Annotated in this window: 17 protein-coding genes; 12 read left to right on the top strand and 5 right to left on the bottom strand. The window is 69.0% G+C overall.

Going from position 1 to position 21319, the window contains the following annotated elements:
• The first annotated feature begins 22 nt into the window (after positions 1-22).
• The 4 genes from VFZ09_RS44595 (at position 23) to VFZ09_RS44580 (ending at position 5342) form a co-directional block, all read left to right on the top strand.
• On the top strand, positions 23-598 hold the full coding sequence (locus tag VFZ09_RS44595; protein ID WP_329733932.1) for a hypothetical protein: 576 nt from the start codon (positions 23-25) through the stop codon (positions 596-598).
• 438 nt (positions 599-1036) lie between these two features.
• Positions 1037-1939 carry an AHH domain-containing protein gene (locus VFZ09_RS44590; RefSeq protein WP_329733931.1) on the top strand — a complete coding sequence of 301 codons (903 nt, stop codon included), beginning with the start codon at positions 1037-1039 and terminating at the stop codon, positions 1937-1939.
• 77 nt (positions 1940-2016) lie between these two features.
• Complete coding sequence (locus VFZ09_RS44585; protein WP_329733959.1) at positions 2017-2544, top strand: imm11 family protein; 528 nt, start codon at positions 2017-2019, stop codon at positions 2542-2544.
• Between the two features lie 242 nt (positions 2545-2786).
• Positions 2787-5342 (top strand): RCC1 repeat-containing protein, encoded by a 2556-nt coding sequence (locus tag VFZ09_RS44580; protein ID WP_329733930.1) that lies wholly within the window; start codon positions 2787-2789, stop codon positions 5340-5342.
• Between the two features lie 3 nt (positions 5343-5345).
• On the opposite strand, the gene VFZ09_RS44575 is transcribed toward VFZ09_RS44580, so the two are convergent.
• Complete coding sequence (locus tag VFZ09_RS44575) at positions 5346-6437, bottom strand: glycosyltransferase family 1 protein (RefSeq protein WP_329733929.1); 1092 nt, start codon at positions 6435-6437, stop codon at positions 5346-5348.
• Between the two features lie 43 nt (positions 6438-6480).
• Between VFZ09_RS44575 and VFZ09_RS44570 the strand changes: the two genes are divergently transcribed.
• The 6 genes from VFZ09_RS44570 (at position 6481) to VFZ09_RS44545 (ending at position 17033) form a co-directional block, all read left to right on the top strand.
• Entirely contained in the window at positions 6481-8727 is a 2247-nt protein-coding gene (locus tag VFZ09_RS44570) for a glycosyltransferase family 4 protein (protein WP_329733928.1), read from the top strand.
• Positions 8724-9206 carry a hypothetical protein gene (locus VFZ09_RS44565; RefSeq protein ID WP_329733927.1) on the top strand — a complete coding sequence of 161 codons (483 nt, stop codon included), beginning with the start codon at positions 8724-8726 and terminating at the stop codon, positions 9204-9206. The genes VFZ09_RS44570 and VFZ09_RS44565 overlap by 4 nt, the downstream gene beginning before the upstream one ends.
• 79 nt (positions 9207-9285) lie before the next feature.
• Complete coding sequence (locus tag VFZ09_RS44560) at positions 9286-10083, top strand: glycosyltransferase family 2 protein (RefSeq protein ID WP_329733926.1); 798 nt, start codon at positions 9286-9288, stop codon at positions 10081-10083.
• A gap of 1 nt (position 10084) precedes the next feature.
• On the top strand, positions 10085-11470 hold the full coding sequence (locus VFZ09_RS44555; RefSeq protein ID WP_329733925.1) for a hypothetical protein: 1386 nt from the start codon (positions 10085-10087) through the stop codon (positions 11468-11470).
• The gene (locus tag VFZ09_RS44550) at positions 11467-13029 is read left to right on the top strand and encodes a hypothetical protein (protein ID WP_329733924.1); all 1563 of its coding nucleotides are present in this window, start codon (positions 11467-11469) and stop codon (positions 13027-13029) included. Before VFZ09_RS44555 ends, VFZ09_RS44550 begins: the two co-directional genes overlap by 4 nt.
• 215 nt (positions 13030-13244) lie before the next feature.
• A complete protein-coding gene (locus tag VFZ09_RS44545; RefSeq protein ID WP_329733923.1) occupies positions 13245-17033 on the top strand; it encodes an FAD-dependent oxidoreductase in 3789 nt (1262 codons plus the stop codon).
• Between the two features lie 118 nt (positions 17034-17151).
• On the opposite strand, the gene VFZ09_RS44540 is transcribed toward VFZ09_RS44545, so the two are convergent.
• Entirely contained in the window at positions 17152-17844 is a 693-nt protein-coding gene (locus VFZ09_RS44540) for a hypothetical protein (RefSeq protein ID WP_329733922.1), read from the bottom strand.
• A gap of 222 nt (positions 17845-18066) precedes the next feature.
• Here VFZ09_RS44540 and VFZ09_RS44535 point away from each other — a divergent pair, with 222 nt between their 5' ends.
• Positions 18067-18576: a SixA phosphatase family protein gene (locus VFZ09_RS44535; protein ID WP_329733921.1), complete on the top strand. Its 510-nt coding sequence runs from the start codon at positions 18067-18069 to the stop codon at positions 18574-18576.
• 27 nt (positions 18577-18603) lie between these two features.
• The gene (gene cyaY, locus VFZ09_RS44530; protein ID WP_329733920.1) at positions 18604-18936 is read left to right on the top strand and encodes an iron donor protein CyaY; all 333 of its coding nucleotides are present in this window, start codon (positions 18604-18606) and stop codon (positions 18934-18936) included.
• Positions 18937-19003: 67 nt separating this feature from the next.
• Here cyaY and VFZ09_RS44525 read toward each other — a convergent pair whose 3' ends face one another.
• From VFZ09_RS44525 to pyrH, 3 genes are read right to left on the bottom strand one after another with little or no spacing between them, the layout of a single operon-like run.
• Positions 19004-19942 carry a diguanylate cyclase gene (locus tag VFZ09_RS44525; RefSeq protein ID WP_329733919.1) on the bottom strand — a complete coding sequence of 313 codons (939 nt, stop codon included), beginning with the start codon at positions 19940-19942 and terminating at the stop codon, positions 19004-19006.
• Position 19943: 1 nt separating this feature from the next.
• Positions 19944-20498, bottom strand: a complete 555-nt coding sequence (frr, locus tag VFZ09_RS44520; protein ID WP_329733918.1) for a ribosome recycling factor — start codon at positions 20496-20498, stop codon at positions 19944-19946.
• A 36-nt stretch (positions 20499-20534) separates the two neighbouring features.
• Positions 20535-21287: a UMP kinase gene (gene pyrH / locus VFZ09_RS44515; RefSeq protein WP_329733917.1), complete on the bottom strand. Its 753-nt coding sequence runs from the start codon at positions 21285-21287 to the stop codon at positions 20535-20537.
• Positions 21288-21319: the final 32 nt, after the last annotated feature.

The raw sequence follows: 21319 nt of genomic DNA, 5'->3' as shown, positions 1-21319 counted from the left end.
CAGGCGAGCGGACGAGACGCGCATGGCGCCCGTGGTGGAGCCAGACGCGGAGCCGGAGGCCGAGCAGCCCGAGGGCGGCGAATACCGGACGATGTTCGCGACCCACGCGGCGCTGTTCGCGGAGCGGCTGAAGGACAGGTTCGCGAAGAAGATCTACGGGCGCACGCCGCACCGGGTGCTGCGCATCGACGAGCCCGAGGGTCCCAGCACCGCTGGAGGGAAGCTGGCGCGGCAGCCCATCTCGCTCGTCCCGAGGCGCGGTACGGCACCGACGATCGTCTGCGGCTGGGTGGACGTGGCGAGGAAGGAAGCGCAGCTGCGCGGCCACGAGTCCGTGGCGAAGCGGTACGAGGCCCACCACGGCGCGCCGATCGACATCGCCGAGGAGGACTACGAGCGCTGCATCGATGACCTGTCGGAGGCGCTCACCGGGGGTGGCATCAAGGTCCGGGTGGTCATTCCCGAGGAGGCCCCCGCCCGACAGACGGCCTCGCCTGCCCCCGAGGCAGGAGCCCAGGGCTTTCCTCTGTGGATGGTGGGAGCCGTGGGCGCGACGGCCTTCCTGCTCGGATTGATGATCGGGCGGATGACGGGCTGACGCGGCAGGACGGCCTCTACCCATGGAATAGACTCCTGGACCATGTCCATGAGGGTACCTGCCGTAGCGCTCCTGCTCACCTTGGCCCCGGTGCTGACCGCCCTCGGTGGGCCTCTGGAGGCGCTCCGTGTGGAACGGGAGGTGTCCCTCCAGGTGAGCGCGCTCCCTGGGGAACGGCTGAAACTCTCGTTCGGACTGTCCACCCTCCTGCAGAGGGATTTCACCGTTGAAGAGGCCCGCGCCCTCCTGGCCTTCCAGCACGATTCGCTGACCGCTCCAGGACCACGAGGGCTCCTGCTCGCCACCACGGGCATGGTGACATGTGACTCGGGTTGCACGCCCGGCACCTGGGAGAAGCAACTCCGCGAGGAATACCTCGCGAAGTACGGCTCCCCCAGCCTGAGGCTGCCGGAATCGCTCGAGAACAGCCGGCAGGTGATGGCCCTGCGCCTCTCGACCCGGTTCATGGGCGATGGTTTCCGCGATGCGGCGCATGAGCTGTTCAACGACCCGCTCTTCGTCTCGGGAGTGGTTCTCTCCTCCGTCCTCTACATGGCCTCCTGGCTGGCGCCCGAGCCTTTCTTCTCAAAGTTGTTCGCCGCGAGGCTGACCCTCTTGCTCATGACGAGCTTCACCGTGGCCGAGCTGCGCAATGTGGCCGTGACCGTCATGCGGCTGTACAAGGAAGCGGAGCAGGCCCGGACGGTGCGGGAGTTGGAGAAGGTCGCGGAGCGCTTCGGGAAGGCGCTGGGAGGAACCGGACTGAGGCTCCTGGTGATGGTGGCGAGTTACGGAGTGGGCAAGGCGTTACCAGGAGTCCCGCCGGGCGGCTTGCGAGGCAGACAATGGGCTCCAGCCGGTGCGGCTGCGCTGGATGATCTGCTGATGACCGAAGCGACGACGGTGCAAGTCATGGCGGATGGCGGTGTCGTCATCGCGGGAGCAACTCTCGGAAACACGGCAGCCGCCGCCCGGGCCAAGAGCATCTGTGATGACGGCTCGAACAAGGACGGCGAGTGGCATCACATGGCCACCATCAACAACCGGAAGTCATCCGCGCGAGGCGGTCCGTGGACCCCACGGTTCGAGGGGTTGTTTGAACAAGTAGGAATGAGCCTCAATGACCCCGCGAACCTCATCCACATCCAGGGCCACGAGGGGCCGCACTCCGAGCAATACCATCAGACAATCCATGATCGACTTCTCGAAGTACTGCGTAGCTGCACAAGCATGGATGAATGCAGGCGGGCCTTCACGGATGAACTCAAGAAGATTGCCGACGAACTCTGCACCCCTGGCACAGCGCTCAACAAGATGTTGATCAAGAAGGTCCGCCCATGAGTCTTCGTGACACTTCTCCCTTCACATACTTTCGGCTTATCCAGAACGTATACACTCCAGACGGCACTGACGGTTGGGTGTTTCAAGGTCCGTTCGATAAACAAGGCGCAAGACTCGACAACCCCTGGCGATACACGGACGGACAGCGGCTCGAGATGACTGACATCGCTGAGTCGCCCACATTCCGGATCCACCAGCCAGCTGGGAGTCCGCTCGAGTTCAACATCTCGGCACTGGGCACTCCTGTCGTTCCCGAGCGCGTCGTGCGCATCTTCGAGCGCCTGGGAACAAAGGACGTGCAGTTCCTTCCAGCGAGGATCGCCTCACTCGCAGAGCCCTGGTTCATCCTCAATGTCACCCGGGTCGTGCGCTGCATCGACGACGCTCGCTGTAGTGAGGTGCTGTACTGGAAGCCGGAGGATGGACTGCCCAAGAAGGTCGGAACCTATCGGGCCGTCCATGGCATGCGCATCGACCCGACGAAGTCCGAAGGCGCCCGCATCTTCCGGCCATGGGGATGGCTCGTCGCGCTCATCGTCTCCCAGGACATCAAGGAGGCCTTGGAGCAGGAGCACGTCACCGGGATCAAATTCATCGAAGTGTGAGCGCCACGACGTGAATCCTCGGCTGGCTGCTGCAAGACCGACCCCTCCCGAAGATTGACACGCCAACCGTTCCCACTCCCAACTTCCGGTCAGACATGCATGGGCGCGCCGCTGTCTACCGTTGACCGTCCCCCCGCGCACCCTTCTTCTGGCACACAGGATTTTATTGAATAATCAACAATCAAGGGATAGCCTGAGGCGCATCAATGGATGCGTCCGCATCCGATGTGAGGAGTTGCCAAATGAGGTGCCATCCTCTCCGTGCCCTGCTCGGTGCGTTGCTCTGTGGGCTGCTCCTCTCCTCGGGCTGTGCCGAGGATCCCCAGTCCTCGCCGTCTGCGTCCGAGGACATGCTCGGCACCCGGGAGTCGGCGATGTGCCTGGGGCTGAGCGTCACCTCGCTGACCATCTCGGGCGTCAGCTCGTACAACAACGAGCTGGCCGGCGGCGGTGACTGGACGATGTCCACGGGCGCCAACGGGGCCCGGCTGGAGTACTACCTCGATGGCGTCCTCCAGGTGTGGGAGGAGCGGGTCGCCACCGCTGGCACCTCCGGCACCTGGTACTACAGCGGGCCCATGGGTTGTGGCACCTCCACCTTCGAGGTGAAGGCCTACCCGATGGTCATCGACAGCAACGGCAACCGCACCACCTGCGGCTTCGCGGTCGACTCGGTGACCCGCTCCGTTTCGGACTACTGCCCCACCGCGGTGGGGGGCGCCAACCACACCGTGGAGCTGAGGGACAACGGCACCCTGCGGGCCTGGGGCTACAACTACTACGGACAGCTCGGGGACGGCACGGTCACCCACCGCTACAAGCCGGTCATCGTGGTGGGCCTGAGCTCGGTGATGGCGGTGGCCACGGGCATCCATCACTCGGTGGCGCTCAGGACGGACGGCACCGTCTGGGCCTGGGGGCGCAACAACTACGGGCAGCTCGGGGATGGGACGACGATTCAGCGCCAGGCGCCCGTTCAGGTACCGGGCCTCACCGGGGTGACGGCCATCGCGGTGGGCGGATACCACTCGATGGCGCTCAAGGCGGATGGCACCGTCTGGACCTGGGGCTACAACGCCTACGGGCAGCTCGGGGATGGGACGGTCACCCAACGCCTCTCTCCGGTGCAGGTGACGGGCCTCAGCGGCGTCACCGCCATCGCCGCGGGCGTCCATCATTCGGTGGCGCGCAAGAGCGATGGCACGGTGCGGGCCTGGGGCTACAACGCCTATGGCCAGCTCGGGGACGGGACGCTCACCCAGCGCCTCGCGCCGGTGCAGGTGGCGGGGCTCACGAGCGCCACCCGCATCGAGGCCGGCTACTACCACACGCTGGCGGTGCGCACGGACGGCACGGTGCGAGCCTGGGGCGACAACACCTATGGGCAGCTCGGGGACGGGACGGCCACCCAGCGCCTCACGCCGGTGATGGTGAGTGGCCTGAGCGGCATCACCGCCGTGGCCGCGGGGGCCTATCACTCGGTGGCGCGCAAGTCGAACGCCACCCTGTTCACCTGGGGCTACAACGGTTACGGGCAGCTCGGGGATGGGACGACCACCCACCGCTCGAGCCCGTTCCAGGTGAGTGGGCTCACCGAGGTCGTCCGCTTCGCCGCGGGCAACCATCACACGCTGGTGCGGCAGGCGGATGGGAGCATCTGGGCCTGGGGCTACAACAACTACGGACAGGTGGGCACCGGGAATACGGCCCAGCGCACCACGCCCTATCAGGTGGCGGTCAGCGCCATCGCGGGCCTCGCCGCGGGCGCCCATCACTCGGCGGTGGTGAAGCACGATGGCCTCGTGTGGACCTGGGGCCACAACGGTCATGGGCAGCTCGGCAATGGGACGACCACCTCCAGCTCCACGGCCGTGAAGGTGGCGGGACTCACCGGCGCCGCCGCCGTCGAGGGGGGCCTCTACTACACGATGGCGCTCAAGCGGGATGGCACCGTCTATACGTGGGGGCGCAATGACTACGGCCAGCTCGGCAATGGGACGGCCCTCCAGAGCACCGCGCCCGTGAGGGCGGGGACCCTCACCACCGTCATGGCCATCTCGGGGGGAAACTCCCACTCGGTGGCGCTCAGGCGGGATGGCACCGTGTGGACCTGGGGCTACAACGCCTACGGCCAGCTCGGCAACGCGACGACCACCAACAGCCTCTCGCCGCTGAGGGTGTCCAGCCTGAGCAATGTCATGGCCGTGACCACGGGCTATCACCACACGGTGGCGGTGCTTCAGGATGGCACCGTGTGGGCCTGGGGCCACAACGCCTATGGCCAGCTCGGGGATGGCACGCTCACCCATCGCACCGCGCCGGTGCAGGTGCCGGGACTGACCAACGTGATGGCCGTGAGCGCGGGCGCCTATCACACGGTGGCACTCAAGCGGGATGGCACCGTGTGGGTCTGGGGTTACAACGCCTACGGCCAGCTCGGGGACGGCACGCTCACCCAGCGCAACTCGCCGGTGCAGGTGCCCGGCCTCACGGGTGTCATGAACATCGACGCCGGCATCCACCACACGGTGGCGCGCAAGAGCGATGGCACCGTCTGGACCTGGGGCTACAACGCCTACGGCCAGCTCGGGAATGGCACGCTCACCCAGCGCAACTCGCCGGTGCAGGTGCCCGGCGTCACCACCCACATCGACGTCGCCGCGGGTGGCTACCACACCCTGGCGCACGACTCGGCCGGCATCCTGTGGACCTGGGGCTACAACGCCTACGGCCAGCTCGGGGATGGCACGCTCACCCAGCGCACCAGCCCCGTCGTGGTGGATGGCCTCACCCCCTGAGTCCTACCGCCGCAGCGCCTCCTCGTAGGCCGCGAGCGTCTCGTCCGCGCAGCGCGCCCAGGTGAACAGGGCCGCCTGCCGCCTCCCCTCCTCCGCCCAGCGCCGCCGCTCCGTGTCCGAGCGCAGCAGCCGCTCCATCGCCTCCGCCAGGCCCTCGGCGTCATCCGGCCGCACCGCCAGCGCGCCCTGCCCGCACACCTCCGGCGTGGCCCCCGTCGTGGACACGATGGCCGGCGCCCCCAGCCGCATGGCCTCCAGCGGCGGCAGCCCGAAGCCCTCGTACTTCGAGGGGAACGCGAACACCGCCGCCCGCCGCATCAGCTCGAAGAACACGGCCTCGGACTGGTACCCCAGCGAGCGGATGTCATGCCCCTCCGCGCGCATGCGCGCCACGCGCGTCTCCACCGCCCCCGAGCCGAACCAGCTCTGCCCCGCCATCACCAGCGCCGCTGGCCGTCCCCGCGCCTTCAGCCGCTCGAGCGCGTCCAACACCAGGCTCACGTTCTTCCGCACGTCCAGCGAGCCCGCGTACAGCACGTACCGCTCCGGCAGAGACAGCGTGCGCAGGAACGCCTCGGTGGTGGCATCCGGCGCATGGCGGTCCACGTGGTCCACCCCGTTGTAGACCACCGAGACCTTGCGCTCGGCCTCGGGGTGGCGCGCCAGCAAGTCATCCCGGGTGCACGCGCTCACGCAGAGGATGCGGTCCGCCACCCGGACGCTCCGGGCCAGCCACAGGCGGAACTGCCAGCGATAGGCCCGGGACACCGTCTCGGGCATCAGCAGGGGAATCAGATCGTGAACGGTGACGACGTACGCCTTGCCCGGAATGCGCACCAGCGGGAGGTTGAAGTTGCCCAGCGCGTGGTACACCCGCGCCTCCGAGGCCCTCAGCACCTGGGGCAGCCGGCCCAGCACGTAGGCGGTGCGCCCCATCCGGCCCCGGGGGTCCTCCCCGGAAACCCGGGCGCCCAGCCGCTCCAGGCGAACGCCCCGGGCCTCCAGGCCCTCGGCCAGACAGCGGGTGTAGAGACCAATGCCCGTGGTGGGCTCGTCCCAGAGACTCGCATCGAAAGCGACAGGACCCTTTGACACGGTGCGCCTCATAGCACGGTGCTGTGATAGGCAGGGTGCCCCTATGGCGGTCCATCAGCTGATTCCGAGCTTCGTGGCGGGCGACGCCTCCGGACAGGCGGCGCTGCACCTGCAGCTGTTGCTGCGCCGGCTGGGCCACTCCGGCGAGCTCTACGCGGGCGAGGTCGGCGCGGGCCTCGAGTCCCTGGCGCACCCCGTCTCGGCGCTGCGTCCGGGCCCGGACGACCTGGTCCTTTACCACCACGGCATCGCCTCACCGCTGAGCAGCCGGCTGATGCACCTGCCCTGCCGCCGGGGCGTCGTCTTCCACAACATCAGCCCCGCGCGCTACTACACGGGCACCCCGCTGGCCGAGGCGCTCCTCACGGGGCGGGCGCAGCTGGCCGCCATGGCCCCCTTCGTGGACGTGGCCATCGGCGTGTCGGACTACAACCGCGCCGAGCTGCGCGAGGCCGGCTACCACAACGTCCACACCGTCCCGCTCTTCGTCGAGCCCCAGCGTTTCTCCGAGTCCAACGCGGACAAGGCGCTGCGGCAACGCCTGTCCGGGCCGGGCCCGGTGGTGCTCTCGGTGAGCCGGGTGGCGCCGCACAAGCGCTTCGAGGATCTGCTGGCGCTGCACGCGGAGCTGCTCCGGCTGCGGCCCGAGGCGCGCCTGCTGGTGGTGGGGGGCTATGAGCCGGGCAGCCGCTACTTCAAGTCGCTCCAGCACAGGGCTCGCGAGCTGACCGGGGTGCACTTCCTCGGGAGGCTCAACCACGCGGAGCTGGTGGCCGCGTACCGCACGGCGGACGTCTTCGTCTCCATGAGCGAGCACGAGGGCTTCGGCGTCCCGCTCATCGAGGCCATGGCCGCCGAGGTGCCGGTGCTGGCCTACGCGGCGGCGGCCGTGCCGGAGACGCTCGGAGGCGCGGGCATCGCCTTCGACCAGAAGCGCTTCGCCTTCCTCGCCGAGCTGGTGGTGGACATGTGCGAGGACGCGTCCCTGCGTGAGCGCCTGCTCGCGGGCCAGGCCCGGCGGCTGAAGCACTTCTCCGCCGAGGAGACCCAGAAGGCCCTCGCGAAGGCCCTCGGAGAGGACAGGCGCCCCAGGCGCCGAGCCCCGTCCGCGAGGAAGAAGCCCCGGGTGGGCGTGGTGGTGCAGCGCTACGGCGAGGTGACGGGCGGAGCCGAGCGCCACGCGCAACAGGTGGTGGAGCAGCTCGCGCCGCACTGGGAGCTGACGGTGCTCACCACGTGCGCGAAGAACCACCTCACGTGGGAGAACGTCTTCCCGCCGGGCGAGGAGCAGGACGCGCACGTGGAGGGCGTGAAGGTGCTGCGCTTCCCGGTGACGCGGGTGCGGAACATCCGTCCCTTCAACGCGCTGTCCAAACAGGTCTTCGACAAGCCCAACGAGCGGCTGCGCGAGGAGCACTGGGTGGCCGAGCAGGGCCCGGTGGTGCCCGGCCTGCTGGAGCACCTGGACACGCACGGGGCGGACTACGACGGCTTCGTCTTCTTCACCTACCTGTACGCGCCCACGGTGTGGGGCCTGCCGATGGTGGCGGACCGGGCGCTGATCGTCCCCACGGCGCACGACGAGCCGCCCATCCGCTTCGGCGTGTACGCGGACGTCTTCGAGCGCCCGCGGGCCCTGCTGTGCAACACGCCCGAGGAGGTGGAGCTCATCGGCCGGTACTACCCGGACCATGCGCCCGCGCGGGTGGTGGGCGTGGGGGTGGACGTGCCGGCGAAGGTGGACCCACGGCGCTTCCGCGAGCAGTACGGCGTGCGCAACCCGTACCTGATGTACGTGGGGCGGCTGGAGGCCGGCAAGGGCATCCCCGAGCTGCTCGCGCACCACCGGGAGCTGCGGGCGCGCTTCCACGACGCACCGGACCTGGTGCTCGCGGGCGAGGCGCACATGGACCTGCGCGGCGAGGGCGTGCGCCACGTGGGCCGCATCGGCGAGCAGGACAAGTACGACGCGCTGGCCGGGGCGGTGGCGGTGGCGGTGCCCTCGCGCTACGAGAGCCTCTCGCTGCTCACGCTGGAGGCCTTCGCCTCGGGCACGCCGGTGCTGGTCAACGGGCACTCGGAGGTGCTGGTGGGCCAGGTGGAGCGCAGCCGGGCGGGCCGGACGTACACGGACCTGGAGTCGTTCATCTCGGGCCTGCGCGAGGTGGGCGAGCAGCGCGCCGTGCTGAGCCGGCGGGCGAAGACGTACGCCGCGAAGTACACGTGGCCCCGGGTGGTGGACGCCTACCGGGAAGAGATGGAACGCATCCTCAGGGAGAAGAGCCGATGAAGCTGATGGGACGGGACATCCCCGCGCGCGAGCTGCTCGCGCGCATCGAGGAGCGCCTGCGCACGAGGGGCCTGCCCACCTCCGAGCCGGCGGACGTGCCCGAGGAGGGCGTGGAGCCGCGGGTGGATCCGCTCTCCTTCTACCTCCAGGCGCTGGAGGAGCACGCGGACGCCACGCGCGCCCTGCCGCTGCACACCCACCGGGGTGGCGCGGGCCAGCTGGTGCTGGTGGCCAAGTGGGCCTTTCGCAAGACGTGCCAGGTGTTCATCAACGAGGCGCTCTCGCGCCAGCGCGTCTTCAACGGCCATGTGCGCGACTCGTACGCCCAGCTCTCCGCCGAGGTGATCCGCCTGCGGGCCGAGGTGGAGGCCCTGCGTGCCGCCCAGGCGGGCACCCAGGCACCAACGCCGCCTCCCACCGAGGCTCCGGCGCGCCCCCGGCGCACGGCGAAACAGACCCGGACGCAGGACGAGAAGTAGCCCCCCTTCCCACCCCCTGGAAGCATGCTAGAGAGGGCCGTCCCCGAGGACCTCCGTCCGTACCGGGGGGGATGCACCCATGCTCAACGACAAGAAGATCTGCGTGGTGATGCCCGGCTACAACGCCGAGCACACCGTCAAGAAGACCTACGAGGAGATTCCCAAGGACATCGTGGACGATGTGATTCTCGTCGACGACAGCTCCAGCGACCGGACGGCCGAGGTCGCGCGCTCGCTGGGAATCCACACCATCGTGCACCCGAAGAACCGGGGCTACGGCGGCAACCAGAAGACCTGCTACACCGAGGCCCTCCGGCGCGGCGCCGACATCGTGGTGATGGTCCACCCGGACTATCAGTACACCCCCCGGCTCATCCCCGCGATGGCCTCGGTCATCAGCAGCGGCATCTATGACGTCGCGCTGGGCTCGCGCATCCTCGGCAACACGGCGCTCACGGGCGGCATGCCGCTCTACAAGTTCGTGGCCAACCGCTTCCTGACGGCCGTGGAGAACATCCTCGTCGATCAGAAGCTGAGTGAGTACCACACGGGCTACCGGGCCTTCTCGCGCGAGGTGCTGCTCACCCTGCCGCTCGAGGAGAACGACGACGGCTTCGTGTTCGACAACCAGATGCTGGTGCAGGCCATCCGGTTCGGCTTCCGCATCGGCGAGGTGAGCTGCCCCACGCGCTACGAGGAGCAGTCCTCCTCCATCGGCTTCATGAAGAGCGTGCGCTACGGCTTCGGCGTGCTGGAGGCGGCGGCCCAGTACCGGGCGATGAAGCTGGGGCTCATCCACCCCCGGTTCCTCGACGAGAGCGGGCGCAAGCTGCAGATGGACCCCGAGCCCGCCAAGGACGAGCGGGAGGCGAGTTGACGTGACCCCCGGCACCCACGAGGCCTCCGGGGGCGAGCGTTCCCACCTCGCGCCGCTGCTGTCCGTGGCGGCCGTGACGTTGGGCTACGCGGTCCAGTTCGGCAACGGCGCCCGCCACCCGGACTCGATGGTCCTGCTCACGGTGGCGCTGGTGGCCTCGCTGCTGGCCGTGGTGCTGCCGGAGCCCCGGCACGCGAGGATCGTCCAGTACACCGAGCGGGCGACGATCCTGCTGCTGGGCATCGGGCTCATCGGGCAGTTCATCTTCCTGGCCACCAGCTCGCCGGGCGTGTACCTGCGGCCGGGCCGCAATGGCTTCACCTCGTTCCTGACGGGCATCGCGGTGGCGGCGGTGCTGGCCGGTGCGGGGCTGAGCGGGAAGCCCTGGTTGGGAAGGCTGCGGCTGCCCGTGCTGGTGGGCGTCCACGTGGCGCTGGGCTCGTGGATCATCCACTACTCGCCCAACCCGTTCATCGACGTCTACACGTTCCACGTCGAGGCGTTCCAGGCACTCGCCAAGGGCATCAACCCGTTCGCCATCACCATGCCGAACATCTACGGGCACGAGGAGTTCTACGGGCCCGGGCTGGTGGTGAACGGGCGGCTCCAGGTGGGCTTCCCCTACCCGCCCTTCAGTCTGATGCTGGCGTGGGTGGGGCACCTGCTGACCGGGGACTATCGCTACACCAACCTGGTGGCGATGGGGCTGGCCGCACTGCTGATGGGCACCTGCCGCCCGGGACAGTGGGCCCAGGTCGCCGCCGTGGTCTTCCTGTTCACGCCGCGGACGTTCTTCGTGCTCGAGCAGGGGTGGACGGACGCGTACGTGGCGACGCTCGTGGCCGCCACCGTCTGGAGCGCGTGCCGGGCTCCCCGTCTGCTGCCGGTGGCGCTGGGCCTGCTCTTCGCCGTCAAGCACTACATGTTGCTCGCCGCCCCGCTCGTGGTGCTGCTGTACCCGGGCCCGCAGCCGTGGCGGGAGACGCTCCGGACGCTGCTGAAGGCCGCGGGGGTCGCGGCGGTGGTGACGCTGCCCTTCGCCGTGTTGGATCCGGTGGCCCTCTTCAATGACCTGATGGGCTTCCAGATGCGCCAGCCCTTCCGCATGGACGCGCTCAGCTACCTGTCCTGGTGGGCCGCCCGGACGGGCCAGCGGCCGCCCTCGTGGCTCGGCTTCGCGGTGGTGCTGCCCGCGCTCGGGCTGTCGCTCTGGCGCGCGCCCCGGACCCCCGCCGGCTTCGCCGCCGCGATGGCCATGACCTTCACGGTCTTCTTCGCGTTCAGCAAGCAGGCGTTCTGCAACTACTACTACTTCATCATCGCCACGCTGTGCTCGGCCATCGCGGCCTGGACGCCGCCCGTTCAGGAACAGAGGGCCTCGCCGTGAACCCGGGCACCCTGGACGAGACAGGGCCGCGCAGGCTCCGGGTGCTCGTGACAGGCGTGCTGCTGGCGCTGGGCACGCTGCTGTTCCGGCTGCCGGCGTTCCTCAACTCCGACGCGGCCGACTCCGACATCACCGTCGTCGGCCTGCAGGCCTGGCACTGGGCACGCGGGGAACGCGACCTGCTGCTGTGGGGCACGGACTACCAGGGCATCACCGCGTCCCTGGCGGCGTTGCTCGTCGACACGCTGCTGCCCGTGCGCCCCTCGCTGGCCCTGCTGCTGTCCTCGGTGCTCGGGCACGTGGTGCTGGTGCTGTCCCTGTTCGGGGTGCTGCGGCGGGTGCTGCCGCTCTCCCTGGCGGTGCTCGCCGCGGGCTGCGTCGCGGTGTGTCCCGAGCCACTCAACTACCTCACCTACAGCGCCTTCCGGATCTGGTCCTTCGCCCTGGTGTTCCTGGGGCTCTACCTCGCCGAGCGGGCCGCGGGAGAGTTCCGCCCCCCGTGGCACCTGCTGCTCGCCCTTCTGGCGGGCGCGGTGGTGGGGCTGGGCTACTACTCGGACCTGTTCGCCATGCAGTTCCTCCCGGGGCTGGTGCTGTACCTGCTCTGGTGGACCTGGGGCGCGGCCCGCAAGCCGAGGGGGCTCGCGCTGGGCGCCGTGGTGGCGGGCTTCCTGCTGGGCAGCATCCCCCGCTTCCGCGCCCACATGAAGCCGCCCGAGCTCAGTGAGCTCTCCTTCGATCAGATGAAGCGCGTCTGGCCGCTCTTCTGGGAGCAGTGCCTGCCCTACGTCACGGGGGCGAAGCTGTTCGCTGCGCTGGACGGCTTCCATCGGCCGGAGGTGCGGCCCGAGGGATTCTGGTTCGTGCTGGTGGTGCTGGGGCTGGGCACGTTCCTCCTGCTGGCGCTCGCGGGGGGACTCATCGCCCTGCTGCCCGTGGCGGACAGGACGGCCCGCCGGCTGGCGTGGTGTGGCGCGGGCTGGATGGGGGTGTCCCTCATCGGATTCCTCTTCACCGGCCGGGCCGTGGATGTGATGAGCGCGCGCTACCTGGTCCCCGTGCTGCTCGGATTCCCGCTGATGGCGGCGCCGGTGCTCGACAGGCTCGTGCGCGGCGGGAGGACGGCGGTGGGCGTGGCCCTGGTGGGGCTGGTGGTGGCGCACTTCGGGGTGGCGGGCTGGCGAGGCTATGGCAGCTGGGTCGACGGCCCCGTCCCCCACGTCACGCGCTACGGCAGCGGAGAGGACGAGCAGGCCCTGCTGAAGGAGCTCCAGCAGCGGGGCGTGGAGGCGGCGACGGGCGACTACTGGGCCGCCTACCGGCTCACCTTCCTCTGGAGGGAGCAGCTCGTGATGCCGCCGTCCTTCGGCTCGGAGCGCTATGGCCCGTACCAGCGGCGGTTCGCCACGGCGCGCCGCAAGGCGCTGATCTTCTTCCCGGCCATCCCGTTGACGAGCTTCAAGGTGCCCGAGCCGTGGGAGCAGCGCTTCCGCCGCGAGGGGCGCCCCTACGAGCGGGTGGACGTGGGCCCCTACACCGCTCTCATCATCAACAATTGAGAACCCGCCCCCGGGGCCGGGGCAGGCGCTCCGACAGGCCGACGCGATGTGGATGTGGCTCGCACGTTCTGCGCGTTGAAGCAGGAGCGCAGCCAGGTGGAGGGGCCCCAGTAGCCCATCTGATCGAGTCTGCTTGCTTTCCAGTCGGCGGGCCGCGAAATAGGGCCCGCCTGGCAGCCGTTTTGCCCTGGTTGCCTTCTAACACTCTTAGTGACATGCGCCCCTTGACCGCTCTTCCTTCCAACGACGGCTCCACGCTGACCCTCGGCCTCCCCGGCTTCAGCTTCGAGGATCTGTACCGCCCCCGCGGCCTGCGGCGCCTGGCCGAGCGCTTCGACGAGCAGCTCGCCGCCGACGAGCCCGAGCTCTTCAAGGCCTTCGAGGCCTACCGCAAGTCCGGAGGCGAGGGCCTCACCGGCCCGGCCGAGTCCGACCTGCTCATCCGCGTGTCGCGCCACGTGTCGGCCTTCCTCACCCGGCTGTTCGGCCTGGAGACGGAGACGGATCGGCTGGCGCGCCACCTCAAGAGCGAGCTGCCGCTCTTCGACTTCAAGCGCGAGTTCATCACCCGCCGCGTCTTCAAGAAGGGCGCGGCGGACCGTCCGTCGCTGTCCGAGTACCCCTCGCTGGACGCGCGGATGCGGCTGATGCTGTCGCTCGCCTTCCCCGAGGCGCTCGCCAGTGACGACGTGGAGCGCGCGCTGGCCGAGTCCATCCTCACGCTGATGGACCTGGAGCGGCTGTTCTCCAACACGTCCGGCAACCTGCCGCCGCTGACGCCCGAGCAGGGCGAGGCGCTGCGGGCGAAGTGGACGGGCATCCGCGCCGCGCTGCTGTCCGGGCCCGAGGGCAAGGAGGCGTTTGGCTCCAGCCTGGTGACGCACGGGGACGACGCGGCGGAGCTGCAGTCGGTGCGCAACCTGCTGGCGCTGGCGGACCGCTGGACGTACGCCCGCGCGCTGCACCCGGAGATGAAGGAGCTGTTCCACAAGTGGCCCACGCACCGGGTGCCCAAGCCGCTGGTGTTCGATCAGCTGGTGCAGCTGGAGCGTCCGGACGAGAAGCTGCCGGAAATGACGCAGGGCTCGGACCACCACCTGCGCTACCGGGACGGCTTCAAGCTGACGGATCCGCGGGGCACGCCGCGCGAGGTGATGGGCGAGGTGGACTACTGCGTCATCTGCCACGAGCGCGAGAAGGACTCGTGCTCGACGGGCTTCAAGGCGAAGGACGCGGTGGCCGAGGGCCACACCTTCAAGAAGAACCCGCTGGGGATTCCGCTCACCGGCTGCCCGCTGGACGAGCGCATCTCCGAGGCGCACGCGCTCAAGCGCGAGGGCAACTCGCTGGCGTCGTTGGCGGTGGTGATGGTGGACAACCCGATGTGCCCCGGCACCGGCCACCGCATCTGCAACGACTGCATGAAGGCCTGCATCTTCCAGAAGCAGGAGCCGGTGAACATCCCCATGGTGGAGACGGCCGCCCTGACGGACGTGCTGAACCTGCCCTGGGGCTTTGAAATCTACGGCCTGCTGACGCGCTGGAACCCGCTGAACGTGCGCCGTCCGTACGCGCTGCCGTACGTGGGCCGCAACGTGCTGGTGGTGGGCCTGGGGCCGGCGGGCTACACGCTCTCGCACTACCTGCTCAACGAGGGCTTCGGCGTCACGGGCATCGACGGCCTGAAGATCGAGCCCTTCGAGGACGACCTGGTGGGCCGCAACGGCAAGGCGATGAGGCCCATCCGTGACTGGAAGGCGCTCACGCGCGAGCTGGACGAGCGGATCCTCGAGGGCTTCGGCGGCGTGTCCGAGTACGGAATCACCGTGCGCTGGGACAAGAACTTCCTCACGCTGATGCACCTGACGCTGGAGCGGCGGCAGAACCTGCGCATCTACGGCGGCATCCGCTTCGGTGGCACGCTGACGATCGAGGACGCGTGGCAGATGGGCTTCGACCACATCGCCATCGCGGCGGGCGCGGGCAAGCCGACCATCATCGGGATGAAGAACAACCTCATCCGGGGCATCCGCAAGGCGAGCGACTTCCTCATGTCGCTGCAGCTCACGGGCGCCTTCAAGCGCGACTCGCTGGCGAACCTCCAGGTGCAGCTGCCGGCCATCGTCATCGGTGGCGGCCTGACGGGTATCGATACGGCCACGGAGCTGATGGCCTACTACCCGGTGCAGGTGGAGAAGACGCTGGAGCGCCACGAGAAGCTGGTGGCGGAGCTGGGCGAGGAGGCGGTGCTCGCGCGGCTGGATGCCGAGGAGAAGGTGACGTACCAGACCTTCCTGGAGCACGGCCGTGCGGTGCGGGCCGAGCGCCAGGCGGCGCAGGGCGAGGGCCGGGCGCCGGACTTCATCCGGCTGGTGCGCGGCTGGGGCGGCGTGAGCCTGGTGTACCGCCGTGGCCTGACGGAGTCGCCGGCCTACCGGCTCAACCACGAGGAAGTGGCGAAGGCGCTGGAGGAAGGCATCCGCTTCATCGAGCGCATGAGCCCGGTGGAGGCGCTGCCGGACGAGAAGGGAGCGGTGAAGGGCACCCGCTTCGAGCGCATGGTGACGAAGGACGGCAAGCTGCGGGGCAGCGGCGAGTTCTTCGAGCTGCCGGCGCGCACGGTGTGCGTGGCGGCGGGCACGGCGCCCAACGTGACGTACGAGAAGGAGTACCCGGGCACGTTCGAGCTGGACGAGAACGGCGAGTACTTCAAGAGCTACGAGCTGGCGGAGCAGGCGGACGGCTTCGGGCTGGCGCCGGTGGAGCCGGTGGAGGACATCGCGGCGAAGGTGGGCTTCTTCACCTCGTACCGGAAGGACGGGCACCTCATCTCGTACTTCGGCGACAACCACCCCACCTACGCGGGCAACGTGGTGAAGGCCATGGCGAGCGCGAAGGACGGCTACCCCGAGGTGGCGCGTCTGTACGCGAAGGAAGTGGCGGCCATGGACTTCGGCGACGAGCTGGCGCAGGCGCGTCGGGACGAGAAGCTGGCGGAGCACTTCGCGAAGCAGGACGAGGCGTTGCTGGCGACGGTGGTGACGGTGAACCGGCTGACGCCGACCATCGTGGAGGTGGTGGTGAAGGCGCCGTTCGCGGCGAAGCACTTCGAGCCGGGCCAGTTCTACCGGCTGCAGAACTTCGAGCGGAGCGCGCCGGTGGTGGACGGGGTGCGCCTGACGATGGAGGGCCTGGCGCTGACGGGGGCGTGGGTGGACAAGGAGAAGGGGCTGATGGGCACCATCGTGTTGGAGATGGGCTCGTCGTCCCGGCTGTGCGCGGCGCTGAAGCCGGGCGAGCCGGTGGTGGTGATGGGTCCGACGGGTGCGCCGACGGAGATCGGCCACGACGAGACGGTGCTGTTGGTGGGCGGAGGCCTGGGCAACGCGGTGTTGTTCTCCATCGCGCGCTCGCTGAAGGCGGCCGGGTGCAAGGTGGCCTACTTCGCGGGCTTCCGGCAGCGCGCGGACGTCTTCAAGCGCGAGGAGATCGAGGCGGCCACGGACCAGGTGGTGTGGTCGGTGGATGCTGGGGAGCTCATCGAGGCGCGGCGGCCGCAGGACACGTCGTTCCGGGGCAACGTGGTGCAGGCGATGCTGGCCTACGCCAAGGGGGAGCTGGGCGTGGAGCCGGTGGCGTCCTTCAAGGACGTGCAGCGGATCATCGCGATCGGCTCGGACCGGATGATGAGGGCGGTGCAGGAGGCGCGGCACGGGGTGTTGCAGCCGTACCTGAACCCCGAGCACGAGGCGATCGGCTCCATCAACTCGCCGATGCAGTGCATGATGAAGGAGATCTGCGCGCAGTGCCTGCAGCGGCACGTGGATCCGCGGACGGGCAAGGAGACGTGGGTGTTCTCCTGCTTCAACCAGGATCAGCGGCTGGACCAGGTGGACTTCGTGAACCTGAACCAGCGCCTGCGGGGCAACACGGTGTTGGAGAAGGTGGCGGACCTGTACCTGGAGCACCTGCTCAAGAAGGCGCCGAATCTGCGCCGCGTCTGACCCACCGCATCCCGGTCCCCCGCCCTCCCCTCACCCCACTGCCTCAAGAACCCCTCTCCCTCCGGGAGAGGGACGGGGTGAGGGTATCCGGGCCCCGGGTTGAGCCCGTCACCGGCGCCTACTGCGCCTTCCCGCCGAAGGACTTGAGCATGTCCTGGTAGTTGCGCATCAGGTCCTGCTCGCGGGTGAGCACGAGGTCCACATTCGCATCCCCGTGGATCTTCCGGACGGACACGAGCTTCTCGGTCTCCTCGACGCGCTGGCGCATGACCTCGATCTGGGGGGCCAGCTCCTTCTGCTGCTCGGGCTTGAGGCGGGCCTGCATCTCCTCGAGCTTCTTGAGCTCGCCGGCGAGGTCCAGCATGGCGGCCATGTGGCGCTGGGTGATGACGTCGGTGACGAGGGAGCCGATGCGGTTGACGTCCTCCTCGGAGAGGCCGGCCTCGCGGCGGGCCTTGGCCTCGGACTCGGCCTTGCTCTCGATGGCCTTCATGGACTCGGTCATGCCCACGGGCCTGCCCTGGGCGTCCAGCGTGCCGGAGGTGAGCCGGACCTTGGCGGCCTGGAGCTCCCGGGCCATGGCGGCGTAGGCATCCAGCACCTGGCGCTGGTAGCCGACGTAGGCGTCCAGCTTCGCCTGGGTGAGGGCATAGGGCTTGCCGTCATCGAAGGCCTCGGGAGCCTCGGGAGGAGCCTCCTGCGTGCCCTCTGCGGCCGTCCCGGCCGCCTGCCGGGCAGGCGCGGGGGCCTCTTCCTTCTTGCAGCCGGACAGCATTCCCGCGGCGAACAGCACCCACAGCAGCTTGCGCATCCACACTCCTCCAGGGGTCCTCCCCGGTCACACGAGGGGCGGAGTATACGTCCGCGCACAGTCGGCCACGGACGGGATTGCATCCGCTCCGGGCGGAACGGCCCCGGGCTGCCTACCCCCCGGCGGGAGGGCCGTCACCCGTCAACAATCGCCGTATTACCTTTGACCAACCCGGGCGCGGTCGTGTACGAACCGCGGTCCGTTCAGAGCGGTGGAGGCACCTTGAGGATCTTCCTGGTAAGGCACGGCGAGGCGGACGCGGAGGCCCCCGAGGGACTCGGTGACGAGGCGCGCGCGCTCACTGCCAAGGCCCGAGCCAGCACGGTCGCGCATTTCGCGTCGCTGGCGGAGCGCATCGGTCCGGTCTCGCTCATTCTCACCAGCCCGCTGGTGCGCACCGTGCAGACGGCGCAGTTGCTCTCCACCCTGCTCAAGCACGAGGGCCCCCTGCGGGCCCACCGGTGCCTGCTGCCGGACATGCCGGTGGGTGCGGTGGCCCCCGTCATCGACGAGCACACGGGTGAGAACATCGTGCTCGTGGGCCACCAGCCGTCCATGGGAGCGCTGGCCACCCACCTGCTGGGCATGCAGTCCTTCCCCAAGCAGGTGAACCCGGGCACCATCATCGCCATCGAGCGTCCGGACTCCACCGAGCCCGGTGCCGCGCCCGCCCCGGCGAAGCTGCTGTTCTTCGCCGCCCCGGGCCAGCCGGTGCTCGACGTCGTCCAGTAGCCGCTCCGTGTCCTGGAGGCTTCACCGATGATGGACGAAGCGAGCTACAACCAGCTCGTCGCCGCGGCGTTCAAGCGCATCATGGCCGCCGCGGATGCGCTCGATCCGGATGACCTCGAGGCCGAGAGCACGGGTGACATGGTCACTCTCAACACGCCCTCGCGCGAGAAGTGCATCGTCAACACCCAGCGCGCCGTGCGGCAGATCTGGGTCGCGGGCCGCTCGCAGGGCATCCACTTCTCCTATGACGCCGCCAGTGGCTCCTGGCTGGACGACAAGGGCAAGGGACTCGAGCTGTTCCGCTTCGTCGCCGACGTGGTGCGGGACATCTCCGGGCAGGAGCTGGTGTACCCGGGCTGAGTGGCGGGCCGTAGACCCTCACCCCGGCCCTCTCCCAGAGCGGAGAGGGAGGGGGGAGAGTCGCCACCTACTCGAGGAAGGGCTCCACGGGAGGCAGACGGCCGCCTTCGACACGGTCTCCGCCCGCGGCCTGAGCCCGCCGCAGCGCGTCTCCCGCCTCCTTCATGAGGCTGCCGAAGCTCACCTGCGCCTGGCCCTTCTGCGCCGACGGCTCGAACACCGCCAGGCCCATGGACGCCGTCAGCCCCTGCACCGACTCCACTTCCTTCACCCGCTGCCGCAGCCGCTCCGCCACGACGATCGCTCCCTCGTGCGGCGTATACGGCAGGAAGACGATGAAGCGGCCCTCGGCGAACGGCACCGCCACGTCGATGTCCCGCAGCGCCTCGGAGAGCCGCCGCAGCACCTCCGCCAGCGCGGACGTGCGCTGGGCCGCCGGCAGCGTGGCGATCCGCTCCGCGTACCGGTCCGGCTCCAGCAACAGGTAGGAGATGGGGTAGCGGTACCGACGGCTGCGCTTCACCTCCATGAAGAGCAGCCGCTTGAGGAACTCCAGGTCCGCTCCGGAGGTGCTCGGCTCACGGCGGGGCCCCTGATGCTGCATCAGCTGCATCTCCGTGCGCACCACCGACACCGTCTCCCGGGCCTGCGCCAGCTGCATCATCAGGCTCACGCAGGACACCACGGTGGCCCGCTTCAACGGGCCCACCAGGCACGCCTCCGCCCCCGCGGCGGACGCACGCGCCTCCGGCTGCTCCTCTTCCGGCAGGTACAGCAGGAGCACCGGAATGGTCGGCGCCTCCTCCTTCACCTGCCGGCAGAGCGTCTCGCCGTCGAAGCTCTCCGTGACGGAAGCCAGCACCAGCGCGGGCGCCAGCTCCCGCACCCGCTCCAGCGCATCCCGGACCTCGGACGCCACCGTCACCTCATGGCCGGCGTTCTCCAGGAACTTGCGCAGCGCCCCGGCCACCGAGGCGGATGGCTCCGCGACGAGAATGAAGGCCATCTCAGACCTCCATCACTTCCTTCTCCTTCTTGGAGATGATCTCGTCCACCTTCTTCACGCCGTCGTCCGTCTCCTTCTGCACCTTGTCCGTCAGGCGCTTGGAGTCGTCCTCGGTGATCTTCTTGTCCTTGAGCTGCGCCTTGAGGGCCTCGTTGGCGTCGCGGCGGATGTTGCGGATGGCGACCTTGTGCTCCTCGCCCTTGGTCTTCACCTGCTTGGCGATCTCCTTGCGCCGCTCCTCGGTGAGGGGCGGGAAGGGCAGGCGGATGACCTCGCCGTCGTTCATCGGGTTGATGCCGAGGTTGGCCTCGCGGATGGCCTTTTCAATCTCCTTGAGGACGCTCTTCTCCCACGGCTTGATGATGATGAGCCGGGGCTCGGGCGAGGTGATGTTGGCCACGCCGCTCAGCGGGGTGGGCGTGCCGTAGTAGTCCACCCGGATGCCGTCCAGCAGGTTGGGACTGGCCCGGCCCGTGCGCACCTTCGTCAGGTCGCGGCGGAGATCATCGAGCGTCTTGTCGATACGGCCCTTCAGTTCGGTCACGACGTCTGCCATGTGCAGGTCTCCTTATGAAGCGCGTCCGTGCTTCTCTCAGGCCCAGGCCGTCTCGCCCACGCCCACCACGGTTCCGATCTCGCCCGCGTCGCCCAGGATGGCCTTGTGGATGTTACCGCGCTGGGTCAGGTCGAACACGATGATCGGCAGCTTGTTGTCCATGCAGAGCGAGATGGCCGTGGAGTCCATCACGTTCAGGTTCTGCTTGAGGACGTCCATGTACGTCAGCGTCCGGTAGCGCCGCGCCGCGGGGTCCGTCTTCGGATCCGCGTTGTAGATGCCATCCACCTTGGTCGCCTTGAGGATGACCTCGGCGTTGATCTCCATGGCGCGCAAGGAGGCGGCGGTGTCCGTGGTGAAGTACGGGTTGCCGGTGCCCGCCGCGAAGATGACGATGCGGCCCTTCTCCAGGTGGCGCACCGCGCGCCGGCGGATGTAGGGCTCGGCGATCTGCTCCATCTTGATGGCCGAGAGCACCCGGGTGTGGCAGCCCTGCTTCTCCAGCGCGTCCTGCATGGCCATGGAGTTGATGCAGGTGGCGAGCATGCCCATGTAGTCGGCGCTCGCGCGATCCATGCCCTCGGTGGAGCCCGCAACGCCGCGGAAGATGTTGCCTCCGCCGATGACCACGGCCATTTCCACGCCCGCCTCCGCCACCTCTTTGAGCTCCGAGGCGATGCGCGACAGCGTGGGAGGATGGATTCCGTACTTCCCCTCACCCATCAGGGCTTCACCCGACAGCTTGAGGAGGATGCGCTTGTAACGACGGGCCGTGGCTGGAGCGGACATTGGTCCCGCTTCTATCCCTCGCCCCGGCGGCG

The organism is Archangium sp. (genome assembly GCF_036277355.1).
Lineage (GTDB): Bacteria > Myxococcota > Myxococcia > Myxococcales > Myxococcaceae > Archangium.
Note: the sequence above shows the minus strand (reverse complement) of the source record. Positions and strands in the feature narration are given on the sequence as shown.